Origin of the sequence: Cytobacillus sp. FSL W7-1323 (genome assembly GCF_038595015.1) — a bacterium.
Lineage (GTDB): Bacteria > Bacillota > Bacilli > Bacillales > Cytobacillaceae > Cytobacillus > Cytobacillus kochii.
Map to the genome: position 1 here is coordinate 2,057,512 of NZ_CP151998.1, position 12,256 is coordinate 2,069,767.

The following is a 12,256-nucleotide window of genomic DNA, read 5'->3' on the forward strand; positions in this document are numbered from 1 at the left end:
AGATTGATACAATATCGAAATAAAACTGGTGTTTAACGTGAGTGTTAAATGTTAGACACAAATTATTCAAAAAGATTAATTTCTTTTCTCATAATGTTTTGATAGAATGGGGAAGGAAAAAGGGGAAGGTATGGAGGTGTTGGTATGACTGATGTGAATTTTATTATTGCTCTTGGTGCAGGCTTTTTGAGTTTCATCTCGCCATGCTGTTTACCATTATATCCGGCATTTTTATCGTATATCACTGGAATGAGCGTAGGTGAATTAAAAACGGAGAATGCACTGCTACAAAAACGTAGTTTGATACATACGCTATGCTTTTTATTAGGATTTTCAATTGTGTTTATTGCCATCGGCTTTGGTTCTTCTTATATAGGTAACTTTTTTTATGAATATGCTGACCTCATCCGTCAAATTGGAGCCATTTTTATTGTTATATTTGGTCTAGTGATCTTAGGTTTACTTAAACCAGCATTTTTAATGAAAGAAAGGAGATTTGATTTTAAAAATCGACCGACTGGTTACTTCGGTTCAGTTTTAATAGGTTTAGCCTTTGCTGCTGGTTGGACACCTTGCTCTGGACCTATTTTAGCATCAGTTATTTTACTTTCAGCAACAAATCCTGGATCTGGCCTATTTTATATGATTGCCTATATTATTGGCTTTGCTGTGCCATTTTTAATATTGTCTTTCTTTATCGGTAAAATGAAATGGATTAAAAAACATAATGTAAAGATTATGAGAATTGGTGGGATTTTAATGATAGTAATGGGTGTCGTCTTGTTTTTTGATTGGATGACTGATATAATCTCCCTTCTCACTATGTTGACAGGTGGTTTTACTGGTTTTTAACAGTGATAATTGGATTAAAAAGCGAGGAAAACTCGCTTTTTGTTCCTTGCGAAAATTGTCGTTGGGTTTAAATTGAAATTATTAGAAAAATTAGATATATTGTAATGAGTGATATTATTTTGAAATCGTAGTTCTTTAATATGAGATGTTGTAGCGGATGTGTTTGGAGGAGGAATAATAGGTGGCAAAGATACTAGTAGTAGATGATGCAAAATTTATGAGGCTGACTTTAACAAATATATTAAAAAAAGCCAATCATGATATTGTGGGCGAAGCGGAGAATGGTAAACAAGCCATTGCTTTATATGAAGAATTAACACCAGACCTTGTGACAATGGATATTACAATGCCAGAGATGAGTGGATTAGAAGCAATGAGAAAAATTAGAGCTGAATACCCAACAGCTAGAATTGTTATGTGTTCAGCCATGGGTCAACAAAAAATGGTAGTAGAAGCGATCGAAGCTGGGGCAAAAGATTTTATCATCAAACCATTTGATGAAGTTAGAGTGATAGATGCAGTATCGCGAGTGTTATCTTAATATCATACATATAATTTACTATTGAATAGGAATTAGATATAATAATAAGTGTCATTGATTTTATTGTAAAAGGATGTTTTTTATGGACATGGTGTTGTTGACATCAATTGGAGCTGTTTCTATGGCAGTATTAGCTATGTTCATCCGAATGAAGGCAGCTAATCATCCAGTCACGATTAAGAAGATAATTTTACCTCCCGTGTTTATGAGTACGGGGGCATTAATGTTTATTTTTCCCTATTTTCGCGTTACGCCAATTGAATTAATGGAAGCTGTTATAGTAGGGGCATTGTTTTCCTTAATATTAATCAAAACGACTAAATTTGAAAAGAAGGAAGACGAAATCTATTTAAAGAAATCGAAAGCGTTTATATTTATCTTAATAGGTTTACTTATTATTCGGCTCGTTGCCAAACTGATGCTAAGTTCGACTATAGACATAGGTGCACTTGCAGGAATGTTTTACTTATTAGCATTTGCGATGATTGTTCCATGGCGTATGGCAATGTTCGTTCAATTTCGCAAAATGGACAAAGCGGTAAATGTCAAACAAGTTAGATCAAGACCAACTACTTAACAAGAAAAGAAGCACCTTTAAGAGTGTCCTAACTTTTAAAGGTGCTTCTTTGTTATTGTGCAATTTCTGCTTCGTTTTAAAAAAGATGTTCATATGGTGTCATGTTGATTTCTTTTTGTGCCAATTTTTTTCTTAGAAATTTATGATCTTTTTTTGGAGTAGCAATTATGTAGCCGCGGATGAGAATTTCCTCTGTTATCTTTGTTGCTTTTTCCTTTACAGCTAATTCCCCAATTTTTCCAGCTATCTTTTGTCTGGCAACATCACGAAAAAGTTCTGGTACTGGACTAACGAGATCATTTAATAACTCTTTTTCTTGTTGTCCCCATAAATGCTGTGTTTGTCTTACGTAATATTCTTCCCAATCCATATCAGATTTACCGTCAGCTTTAGGCAGCCGTTTTAAAAACTTTCGGAACATAAAGAAACCACCAATGGACATAAGGATTACTAATATGACAACCCAAAAAAGTATAAACCACATAAACCAACCATCGAGCATGTTCTTTTCACCCTTACCGTTCTTATTCTCTCATTATTATAAGCCTTCTTATGCAATCAGACAAGCAAGCGTCACAGAAGAGGTTCGTTTTTCCCGATTTGTGAAAACAATGTGGCGTATTCCTTGTCGGTGATTAGTAATCGATGATGTAAATCATATGTTCTCAATACATATTCTTTTACACCTATAAATTCAGATTCAGTAATGACGAGAAAAGGGGTACCTTTTTGAAAATTTTGATAGTCTTTTAATAGACGTACTCTCTTCATGATTTCCCTCGCAAACTATAGTAAATAATTTACTTTCTATTATATTAAAATTTCTTGTTATTGTCGAAACTTGTCTAAAAATAAATCTTTTCTTTTAGTACAAATACTATTGCATATATTAATTATATTTTTTAGAATATACATATATTTCAGAAAATGGGAGGGGATCCATTGGATAACTTAGCGAAAGCGCATGACCAAAAGGAAGAGAATGTAGATTATGAGGTTGTGGCAAGTAGTTCAGCTTTTAAAAGTTTATTAAGTGCTAAGAAAGCCTTTTTAGTACCAATGATTATTTTTTTCATGCTCTTTTATTTTATGCTACCGATACTGACTTCGTTTACGAATGTGCTTAATCAACCGGCAATTGGTTCTATTACATGGACTTGGATGTATGCGTTTGCACAATTTGTGATGACTTGGGTTTTATGCATGATTTACGTTAAAAAAGCTGCAAAATTTGATAAAGATGCAGAACAAATCATTGAAAGTCATAAAACACAAGGAGAACGTTAATTATGAGTGGAATTGGTTTAACTTTATTCGTATTAATCGTAGCAATGACATTGGTGGTCACTTATTGGGCAGCAAAACGCACGAATACAGCAAGTGAGTTTTATACAGCCGGAGGGGGATTAACCGGTTGGCAGAATGGCTTAGCGATTGCTGGTGATTATTTATCAGCCGCTTCCTTTTTAGGTATTGCGGGCGCGATTGCATTATTCGGGTTTGATGGTTTCTTCTATTCTATTGGATACTTAGTAGCCTATTTAGTCGTATTATATATAGTTGCGGAACCACTTAGAAATTTGGGTAAATATACAATTGCTGATATGATTAGTGCCAGATTTAGTGAAAAGAAAGTTCGAGGAGTCGCAGCAATTAGTACGTTAACGATTGTTATTTTCTATATGATTGCTCAATTAGTTGGAGCTGGTGCACTTATACAATTATTGTTGGGTATTGATTACTGGATTGCTGTTGTAATCGTTGGTGTCATGATGACAACTTATGTTTTATTTGGCGGAATGACGGCAACTAGTTGGGTTCAAATTATTAAAGCAGCACTATTAATGATAGGAACAGTCATTATTTCATTCCTTGTATTAAAAGAGTTTAACTTTAATATTCTCGGTATGTTTGAGCAAATGAAAACGGTAACATCCCACGGTGAATCTTATTTAAACCCAGGTGTGAAATATACGAACGGTGTTGACACATTGTCAATGATGGTCGCTCTTGTATTAGGTACTGCTGGACTTCCTCATATTTTGATGAGGTTTTTCACAGTGAAAGATGCTAAAACAGCGAGAAGTTCTGTTGTCACAGCTACTTGGATTGTAGGAATATTCTATATCTTAACGATCTTCCTAGGATTTGGAGCTGCAGCGTTTGTAGGCTCACAAGATATCGTTGCAGCAAATGCAGCTGGTAATATGGCAGCACCTCTATTAGCTGAAGCACTTGGTGGAGACTTCCTAATGTCATTCGTTTCTGCCGTTGCTTTTGCAACCATTCTTGCCGTCGTTGCTGGGCTTGTGCTTTCAGGAGCTTCAGCCTTCGCACATGATATTTATGGGCAAATTATTAAAAAAGGTAAAGCAACTGAGAGAGAGCAAATGCTAGCCGCAAGATATGCTTCCATTGGTGTTTCTGTACTTTCGATTATTCTTGCCCTATTTGCGCAAACGTTAAATGTTGCCTTCTTAGTATCTTTAGCTTTCTGTGTGGCAGCAAGTGCGAACCTTCCAGTTATCATTTATACAATATACTGGAAGAAGTTCAACACAGCGGGTGCCATTTCAGGAATGGTTACCGGTCTCGTTACTGCACTTGTTCTAGTAGCTATTAGTCCAAGTGTATTGAGCCCTGAAGGAACAGCAATCCTTGTTGGTGATCCAATATTTCCATTAACCAACCCGGCAATCATATCAGTTCCAGCAGGATTTCTAGCAGCCTATATTGGTGCAGTTGTTTCAAATAAACGAGATGAGAAGAAATATGCTGAAGTAACTGTTAAAGCGAATACAGGTGTTAAATAATATTTTTAATACAACGCACAAGAGCGGCTTTCCATTAGAAAGTCGCTTTTCTTATATTTTGCGAAATAATGGTGGTGGGGATTTAATGGATATGGAAAGAATAGAAAATTTATCGAAGCGTGCACTTATATTAGATTTAGATGCTCTTGATCGAAACTGCCAGGTCATCGCAATGCATGCAAAAGGCAAAAAAATAAGAGTAGCAACAAAGTCTATTCGTTCCATTGATGTAATCAAGCGTATTTTAGCTTCAAATGAATGCTATCAAGGTATTATGACTTATTCTGCTGATGAGAGCTTAGTATTAGTGAAAGATGGTTTTAATGACATTTTGCTTGGATACCCAAGTATGGATGAAAATTCTCTAATGCTAATTGCTCGAGAGCATCCTAAAGAAATAACTGTCATGGTCGATTCTTTAGCGCATGTTGATTATTTAATAAAACTAGCAAAGTCTGTAAATGGCCAGTTTTCAATTTGTGTAGATATAGATATGAGTACAAATATTTTTGGATTTCATTTTGGGGTTCGACGTTCTTCTTTAAGGAGCTCCTCTGAGGTCCTAGCTATAGTAGAAGCTATTCATGCTAGTGATGTGCTTCACTGGAAGGGAATCATGGGATATGAAGCACAAATTGCTGGCGTTGGTGATAACGTCCCGCATTCATATGGGAAAAATACCATTATCCGTTTAATGAAACAAAAAGCAAAGCGAGAAGTAAAACGGAAGAGGGAAGCAATCATTACAGCTTTACTACAAAAAGGGTATACACCTGCTTTAGTGAATGGTGGCGGGACTGGTAGTATCCATTATACGGCAACAGACGAACAAGTGTCGGAAATTACTGTCGGGTCAGGCTTTTATTCACCACTTCTTTTTGATTATTATCAAGAGATTAAATATGAACCTGCTCTCTTCTTTGCCATACCTATTGTTCGTCAAGCGAAAGCGGATATATATACATGTCTCGGCGGAGGTTACATTGCTTCCGGTGTTACTGATCAAACGAGGATGCCACTTCCCGTATATCCATATGGCATGAGACTTTTATCAATGGAAGGTGCTGGCGAGGTGCAAACACCATTGTCTTATTCAAAAGAACGTTTATCCATAGGAAGTGCAGTTGTTTTTAGAGCTGCGAAAGCTGGGGAGGTATGTGAAAGGTTCACAGAGATTCATTGCTACTCGGAAAGTCAATCTACATCAACTGTAAAAACGTATAGAGGGGAAGGGATGTGTTTCCTATGAGAAAAACTTCGCTCGCATCTATCCGTAACTGGGCAGAAAATGTACAATTCAATGCTGAGCAACTATTTTTTCCACAAAGCATAGAGGATGTCATAAAAGTTATAAATAATGCAAGAAAGGAAAAGAAGAAGATTAGAGTGGTAGGATCTGGACATTCTTTCACAAATCTAATTCAAACCGAAGAGTGGTTCGTTTCATTAGACCGTTTATCAGGTATGATTTCTTTTGATGAGGACCAAGGTTTAGTAGAGGTATATGGTGGTACCAAATTATATGAAATCGGCAAATACTTAGGTGAGAAAGGTTGGGCCCAAGAAAACCTTGGTGATATAAATACGCAAAGTATTGCCGGCGCAATATCAACTGGTACACACGGGACAGGTATGAAATTCGGCAATATTTCTACACAAGTTGAAGAACTAGTGATGATTACAGCAGGAGGAGAGGAACTGTTAATCTCTCGTCATGTAAACTCACAATTGTACGATGCATCGCTCGTTTCGTTAGGGTTGTTGGGCATCGTTGTAAAGGTGAAATTAAAGGTCATTCAAGCACCGACCTATGTTTATAAAAGTAGGAAAATACTTTATAGTGATTTAAAGTCTCATATTAGTTTATATATCCAACACAATCGCCATTTTGAATGCTTCTTATTCCCCTTTTCTAACCATGTGCAAATAAAAACAATGAATATAACAGACAAGAAGCCGAGGAAAAGAAAATGGCGTAAGATGGAAAGTATGATAATGGAGAATTATATATTTGGTTTTCTATCTGTCTTATGTCGCAAATGGCCAAATCTAACGAAACCAGTTAGTCGTATAAGCGCAAAAGCCATTAGTGATAGTGAGCAATATGCGCCAAGTTATGATTTATTTGCTACTCCACGAAAAGTAAAGTTTGTTGAAATGGAGTATGCCATTCCGTTAGAGCATATGGTTGCTTGTCTCGATGAAATAAGGAAAAAGATAGAAGAGCAGCAATACAAGGTCCATTTTCCAATCGAATGTCGCGTCGTGAAAAGAGACAATATTTGGTTAAGCCCATCTTTTGGGAGAGATTCAGCTTATATTGCTTTTCATATGTTTAAAGGTATGCCATATGAAACCTATTTTAACGATATGGAAGCAATTATGAATAAGTATAATGGGCGTCCTCATTGGGGGAAGATTCATCAAGCAAAGGTTTCAGAGTTGACTCGTAAATACAGCCACCTAAGAGAATTCCTTATTTGGAGAGCAAAACTTGATCCAAACCATTTATTTGTCAATCCCTATTTGGCGAAGTTGTTTCATATTGAAAAGGGCAACATGTACGGGAAAGAAACAATGACAGAAAAGCCATGATTTTTCTAATATACGAAAGGGATATGGTAAGATAGTATTATCGAATCTACATTCAGGAGGATTCAGTCTATCTTGTCTAAAGAACTATTTCAAAAAGCTCAGGAATTTATTTATCAGTTTTACGAAGAAACAAGGCAAACAAAAGAACAAGCGGATAGAAGATTAAGTATGATATTTGATGAAATAGAATCAACTGGAACATATACGCAATTACAGGAAGAATTGGCTTATGGTAGCAAACTTGCATGGCGTAATAGTAATCGTTGTATAGGCCGTTTCTTTTGGGAAACACTTCAAGTCATCGATAAGAGATTATGTAACACAGAAGAGGAAGTAGCAAAGGCGCTTTTTGAGCACATAAAACTAGCGACGAATAGTGGGAAAATTAAACCTTTTATTACTGTATTTCCAAGTAACGAAAGTGATACAACCTTTCGTATATGGAATCACCAATTGATTAGATATGCTGGATATGACACCAAAGATGGTATATTAGGTGATTCATCTTCTATTGAATTTACAAAAAAGTGCATCGAGCTAGGGTGGGAGCCAACCTATAGTCATTTCGATATATTACCGCTTGTTATTCAAAAGAACAATGAAGAACCCAAATGGTTTACGATACCGACAGAATTAATTGTTGAGGTAGAAATCGAACACCCCGAATATACTTGGTTTAAAGAATTACAGTTAAAATGGTATGGAATCCCCATCATTGCTGATATGAAAATGGAAATAGGCGGTCTTATTTATGAAGCGGCACCTTTTAACGGTTGGTATATGGGGACAGAAATAGGTGCTAGAAATTTAGCAGATGAAGATAGGTACAATCAGTTACCTATTATAGCAGAATTGTTAGAGTTAAATATTCGCTCGAATGCTTCACTTTGGAAAGATCGTGCATTAATCGAATTAAATTTAGCTGTCATGCATTCTTTTCGACGGGCCGGAGTTAGTATTGTAGATCATCATACGGCTGCAGAACAATTCAAACAATTTGAAACGAAGGAAAGAAAACACAAGAGAGAAGTCACTGGAGATTGGACTTGGCTTATTCCCCCTTTATCACCAGCTACTACTCACATTTTTCATAAACCTTATAAAAATGTAAGTAAGTCACCCAATTTTTATTATCAGCATAAACCTTATTAAAAAAAGATAGATACTCTACCCTAAATGGTTAGAATATCTATCTTTTTTATGATGGGGAAGAAGTGTTGTGAACAATAGACTGAAGCCGTATTATACTACTTTTATTACAAATTGAATCTGTCCGTTTTAATGTCTCTAAGGCACTATCAATAAGAAACTTCCTTGGTTTTTTTCTTAAAAGGAGTTCGTCTTGAATAAACTGTATCAATAATTCTTCGTCCTTAGTTAGTGCTTCCGTTTCTAAGATAAGTTCACATAAATACTTAATTTCATCCTGTGTTTCAGTACCTAATAAATCATTGATCTCTGTATCGATTAAAGAAGGTGAGAATAGTTGAACTTCTTTTGTCGCAACTTGATTTGTCATTTCTACAATTCTCTCAACACTATATTGAACAACCTTAGTAATACTGACCGATGATTGGAATAATTCAGTATAATATTTGCTCAACTGATGAAGAATACCAAGGAAGATAATTGACATATCAAGAAGGTATGCTCGCCGATTCTCTCCAAACAGATCAATAAAACGGTAATAAATCCACTTAATTGTCTGGAGCTGACCTTTTCTTATAAATGCTTTAAGTTCTATGTCATCTGATATGAACATTTCATCAAATAAGGAGATGAGCTGATGTTTATGATTAAACATGACTTGCTGTTCCACTTGCTGCTTGAAAACATCAATACTTTGTGGGCTTTTGCCGATAAGTAAAGCATCTCTCTCCTTTTCCATCAGTTTGTAACTATCTTTAAAGATGGCCATTAGTAATTCTGTTTTTGATGAAAAGTAATTATAGAATGTACCTTTAGATATACCTGTATAAGATAATATATCTTGGATAGAAGTAGCTTGAAATCCTTTTTCAATAAATAATTCATGAGCTAAATGAATGACATGTAATTTTCTGTCCTTCAAAAAATATCACCTTATTTTTAAGTTTTAAATAATTAGTATCATAACATAAAATTCTCCTAAGAAAAAATTCGCAAAGCGAAATATAATGATTGCATTCACTAATCATATCAGTTATGATAAGTCCTACGTGAAATAGTGGTATAAACAATTGAACAATGTGTATAGGGAGGGGAAACAATGACCGCAAATCACCAAAATTCAAATACACCACCCTATGGATTATTAGCAATCCTAATGGTGGGTGCGTTTATTGCGTTTTTAAACAATACTCTATTAAATATCGCCTTACCATCAATCATGGAGGATTTGAATGTAGATACAGCTACTGTCCAGTGGCTAACAACTGGCTATATGTTAGTAAATGGGGTCTTAATCCCTGCAACTGCGTTCTTAATCCGTAAATATAGTGTTCGTATTTTGTTTTTATTTGCGATGCTTATGTTCACATTAGGAACATTTGTAGCTGGATTTGCCGATATTTTTAGCATGTTACTTATAGGAAGAATGATGCAGGCTTCTGGTTCGGCTATATTAATGCCTGTTCTAATGAATGTGATGCTCGTTTCTTTCCCTGTTGAAAAGCGTGGTTCTGCGATGGGGATATTTGGTTTAATATTAATGGCAGCCCCAGCGATAGGTCCAACATTGTCAGGGTGGATTGTCGAAAATTATGATTGGCGAATGTTGTTTCATTTTATTTCTCCAATTGCAATTATCGTTTTACTATTAGGCTTTATATGGTTAAGAGATAAAAAAGAAAAGCAATCAATTAAATTAGATTTTCTTTCATTATTATTGTCTAGTATTGGGTTTGGTGGTATTTTATATGGATTCAGCTCAGCAGGTAATGATGGATGGAGTGCTGCAAACGTTTATTTAACCATCATTGTCGGTGCTATTTCTCTATTCATTTTTATAATTAGACAAAACAAGCAAAAAGAACCAATGTTAAACTTTGGTGTTTTTCAATTTCCAATGTTTACTCTCTCAACGATTATTACAATGGTTGTGAATATGGCGATGTTCTCAGGGATGCTACTCATTCCTATCTATGTACAGAATATCCGAGGTATTGCCCCTTTTGATGCCGGTTTAATGATGCTGCCAGGTGCATTAGTAATGGCAGCAATGTCACCCCTAACTGGAAAGTTATTTGATAAATTCGGTGGGAAAATATTAGCTTTAACCGGCTTAAGCATTATGACAATCTCGACTTTCTTTTTTAGTCGTCTTGGTATGGATACAGGAGCAATTCATATTATGGTATTACATACGATTAGAATGTTCGGTATGTCAATGGTAATGATGCCTGTGTCTACAAACGGTTTGAATCAATTACCACCACGGTTTTATCCCCATGGTACGGCGATGAATAATACACTTAATCAGGTATCTGGTGCCATTGGTACAGCGTTGCTTATTACAATTATGTCTAATAAAGCAAACGCAGTCGGAGAAGATTTAGCAAAAACTACTCTACGTGAAAATGGTGGAGGAGAACTATCTCAAGAAGCGATGATACAAATTGGGTTGCAATCTACATTAGACGGGATTAATTTTGCCTTTTTTGTTTCAACTTTTATTTCGGTTATAGCGTTGATTCTCGTCTTCTTTATGAAACGCTCAGTACCTGCAAAAGATCCCGAAGAACAGACTGAAGCATTAGAAACGGGACCTTTAAATGAAACAGAATCGTCAAGATGATAGAATAAAGTGACTGGAGATCCTCATCTCACAGTCATTTTTTTTGATTTTGTTAAAGTATGATTAATTGCATCTTTATACGAAATAATTGCGAATTTCTGATACCCGTGAAATAATAGGTACCATACATAATAGTTTTTATTAAAAGGAAGTGTTTTCTTTGAAAAAGATATATATTATTCACGAGAATGATGAATGGACAGACCATTTGACAAGAAGATTAGATGAATTACAAGTACCTTACGAAACATGGCACTTACATGAGGGAATAATTGATTTAAATTCTACACCACCAGAAGGTGTGTTTTATAATCGCATGAGTGCTTCATCTCACACGAGAGGGCATCGTTTCGCTCCAGAATTAGCAGCAAGTGTGATTACATGGTTAGAAAGTCACGGTAGACAAGTGTTAAATGGGAGTAACGCACTTTCGTTAGAGGTGAGTAAAGTGAAACAATATGCTCTACTAGAAAAAAGCGGGATTAAAACACCAAAAACAATTGGAGCAGTTGGGAAAGAAAATATTATAACTGCAGCTGAAAAAATAGGAACCACTCCTTTTATAACGAAACACAATCGTGCAGGAAAAGGTTTAGGTGTGCAGTTATTCCAAACAATCGATTCTTTAAGAACGTATGTTAATAGCAATTCCTTCGAAGAACCTGTTGATGGGATTACTCTTATTCAGCAATATATAAAGTCGGAGGATCAGATAATTACAAGGGCAGAGTTCATTGGCGGGAAGTTTTATTATGCTGTAAATGTTGATACTTCAGAAGGCTTTGAATTATGTCCGGCAGATGCTTGTCAAATTGGCGATGCTTTTTGTCCAGTGGGAGAAGAGCCACAGATACGTCCTAAATTCGAAATTACTGAAGAAGTGGATACTGAACAAATGGTTAAATATGAGAAATTTCTTGAATATGCAGGAATTGATGTAGCAGGGATTGAATTTATAAAAGATGGTGATGGTAACGTTTATACGTATGACATCAATACAAATACGAATTATAATGCAGACGCTGAAGCAATTGCAGGTAAATACGGCATGTTACAACTAGCAACGTTTTTGAAGGAACAGTTGAAGCTAGCATAATTCATGT

The 12,256-nt window shown here is 35.6% G+C and carries 13 protein-coding genes; 10 read left to right on the forward strand and 3 right to left on the reverse strand.

Annotated elements, in window-relative coordinates; genetic code table 11:
• The first annotated feature begins 144 nt into the window (after positions 1-144).
• The 3 genes from MKX67_RS10660 (at position 145) to MKX67_RS10670 (ending at position 1,970) form a co-directional block, all read left to right on the forward strand.
• Entirely contained in the window at positions 145-852 is a 708-nt protein-coding gene (locus tag MKX67_RS10660; protein ID WP_095369428.1) for a cytochrome c biogenesis protein CcdA, read from the forward strand.
• Between the two features lie 181 nt (positions 853-1,033).
• Positions 1,034-1,393 carry a response regulator gene (locus MKX67_RS10665; protein ID WP_095369427.1) on the forward strand — a complete coding sequence of 120 codons (360 nt, stop codon included), beginning with the start codon at positions 1,034-1,036 and terminating at the stop codon, positions 1,391-1,393.
• 82 nt (positions 1,394-1,475) lie between these two features.
• Positions 1,476-1,970 carry a cytochrome c biogenesis protein CcdC gene (locus tag MKX67_RS10670; RefSeq protein WP_095369426.1) on the forward strand — a complete coding sequence of 165 codons (495 nt, stop codon included), beginning with the start codon at positions 1,476-1,478 and terminating at the stop codon, positions 1,968-1,970.
• Between the two features lie 76 nt (positions 1,971-2,046).
• Here MKX67_RS10670 and MKX67_RS10675 read toward each other — a convergent pair whose 3' ends face one another.
• The gene (locus MKX67_RS10675; RefSeq protein WP_095369425.1) at positions 2,047-2,472 is read right to left on the reverse strand and encodes a DUF2621 domain-containing protein; all 426 of its coding nucleotides are present in this window, start codon (positions 2,470-2,472) and stop codon (positions 2,047-2,049) included.
• A gap of 71 nt (positions 2,473-2,543) precedes the next feature.
• Positions 2,544-2,741, reverse strand: a complete 198-nt coding sequence (locus MKX67_RS10680) for a hypothetical protein (protein ID WP_095369424.1) — start codon at positions 2,739-2,741, stop codon at positions 2,544-2,546.
• Positions 2,742-2,912: 171 nt separating this feature from the next.
• On the opposite strand from MKX67_RS10680, the gene MKX67_RS10685 reads away from it, so the two are divergent.
• The 5 genes from MKX67_RS10685 to MKX67_RS10705 all read left to right on the forward strand — a co-directional run bounded on the left by MKX67_RS10685 (position 2,913) and on the right by MKX67_RS10705 (position 8,530).
• Positions 2,913-3,257: a DUF485 domain-containing protein gene (locus MKX67_RS10685; RefSeq protein WP_233435262.1), complete on the forward strand. Its 345-nt coding sequence runs from the start codon at positions 2,913-2,915 to the stop codon at positions 3,255-3,257.
• Positions 3,258-3,259: 2 nt separating this feature from the next.
• On the forward strand, positions 3,260-4,783 hold the full coding sequence (locus tag MKX67_RS10690) for a sodium/solute symporter (RefSeq protein WP_095369422.1): 1,524 nt from the start codon (positions 3,260-3,262) through the stop codon (positions 4,781-4,783).
• 85 nt (positions 4,784-4,868) lie between these two features.
• Positions 4,869-6,032: an alanine racemase gene (locus MKX67_RS10695; RefSeq protein ID WP_322909253.1), complete on the forward strand. Its 1,164-nt coding sequence runs from the start codon at positions 4,869-4,871 to the stop codon at positions 6,030-6,032.
• The gene (locus MKX67_RS10700; protein ID WP_322909254.1) at positions 6,029-7,378 is read left to right on the forward strand and encodes a D-arabinono-1,4-lactone oxidase; all 1,350 of its coding nucleotides are present in this window, start codon (positions 6,029-6,031) and stop codon (positions 7,376-7,378) included. Before MKX67_RS10695 ends, MKX67_RS10700 begins: the two co-directional genes overlap by 4 nt.
• A 72-nt stretch (positions 7,379-7,450) precedes the next feature.
• The gene (locus MKX67_RS10705) at positions 7,451-8,530 is read left to right on the forward strand and encodes a nitric oxide synthase oxygenase (protein ID WP_095369420.1); all 1,080 of its coding nucleotides are present in this window, start codon (positions 7,451-7,453) and stop codon (positions 8,528-8,530) included.
• A gap of 46 nt (positions 8,531-8,576) precedes the next feature.
• Here MKX67_RS10705 and MKX67_RS10710 read toward each other — a convergent pair whose 3' ends face one another.
• Complete coding sequence (locus MKX67_RS10710) at positions 8,577-9,449, reverse strand: TetR/AcrR family transcriptional regulator (protein ID WP_322909255.1); 873 nt, start codon at positions 9,447-9,449, stop codon at positions 8,577-8,579.
• Between the two features lie 177 nt (positions 9,450-9,626).
• Here MKX67_RS10710 and MKX67_RS10715 point away from each other — a divergent pair, with 177 nt between their 5' ends.
• Positions 9,627-11,153, forward strand: coding sequence for a DHA2 family efflux MFS transporter permease subunit (locus tag MKX67_RS10715; protein WP_095369418.1), 1,527 nt, complete (start codon positions 9,627-9,629; stop codon positions 11,151-11,153).
• A 160-nt stretch (positions 11,154-11,313) separates the two neighbouring features.
• Positions 11,314-12,249 carry an alpha-L-glutamate ligase gene (locus tag MKX67_RS10720; protein WP_095369417.1) on the forward strand — a complete coding sequence of 312 codons (936 nt, stop codon included), beginning with the start codon at positions 11,314-11,316 and terminating at the stop codon, positions 12,247-12,249.
• Positions 12,250-12,256: the final 7 nt, after the last annotated feature.

Excerpts from the sequence above, each read along its gene's own strand:
- MKX67_RS10660 (WP_095369428.1), top strand. The coding sequence starts at position 145 with ATGACTGATGTGAATTTTATTATTGCTCTTGGTGCAGGCTTTTTGAGT.
- MKX67_RS10670 (WP_095369426.1), top strand. The coding sequence starts at position 1,476 with ATGGACATGGTGTTGTTGACATCAATTGGAGCTGTTTCTATGGCAGTA.
- MKX67_RS10675 (WP_095369425.1), bottom strand. The coding sequence starts at position 2,472 with ATGCTCGATGGTTGGTTTATGTGGTTTATACTTTTTTGGGTTGTCATA.
- MKX67_RS10680 (WP_095369424.1), bottom strand. The coding sequence starts at position 2,741 with ATGAAGAGAGTACGTCTATTAAAAGACTATCAAAATTTTCAAAAAGGT.
- MKX67_RS10690 (WP_095369422.1), top strand. The coding sequence starts at position 3,260 with ATGAGTGGAATTGGTTTAACTTTATTCGTATTAATCGTAGCAATGACA.
- MKX67_RS10695 (WP_322909253.1), top strand. The coding sequence starts at position 4,869 with ATGGATATGGAAAGAATAGAAAATTTATCGAAGCGTGCACTTATATTA.
- MKX67_RS10700 (WP_322909254.1), top strand. The coding sequence starts at position 6,029 with ATGAGAAAAACTTCGCTCGCATCTATCCGTAACTGGGCAGAAAATGTA.
- MKX67_RS10715 (WP_095369418.1), top strand. The coding sequence starts at position 9,627 with ATGACCGCAAATCACCAAAATTCAAATACACCACCCTATGGATTATTA.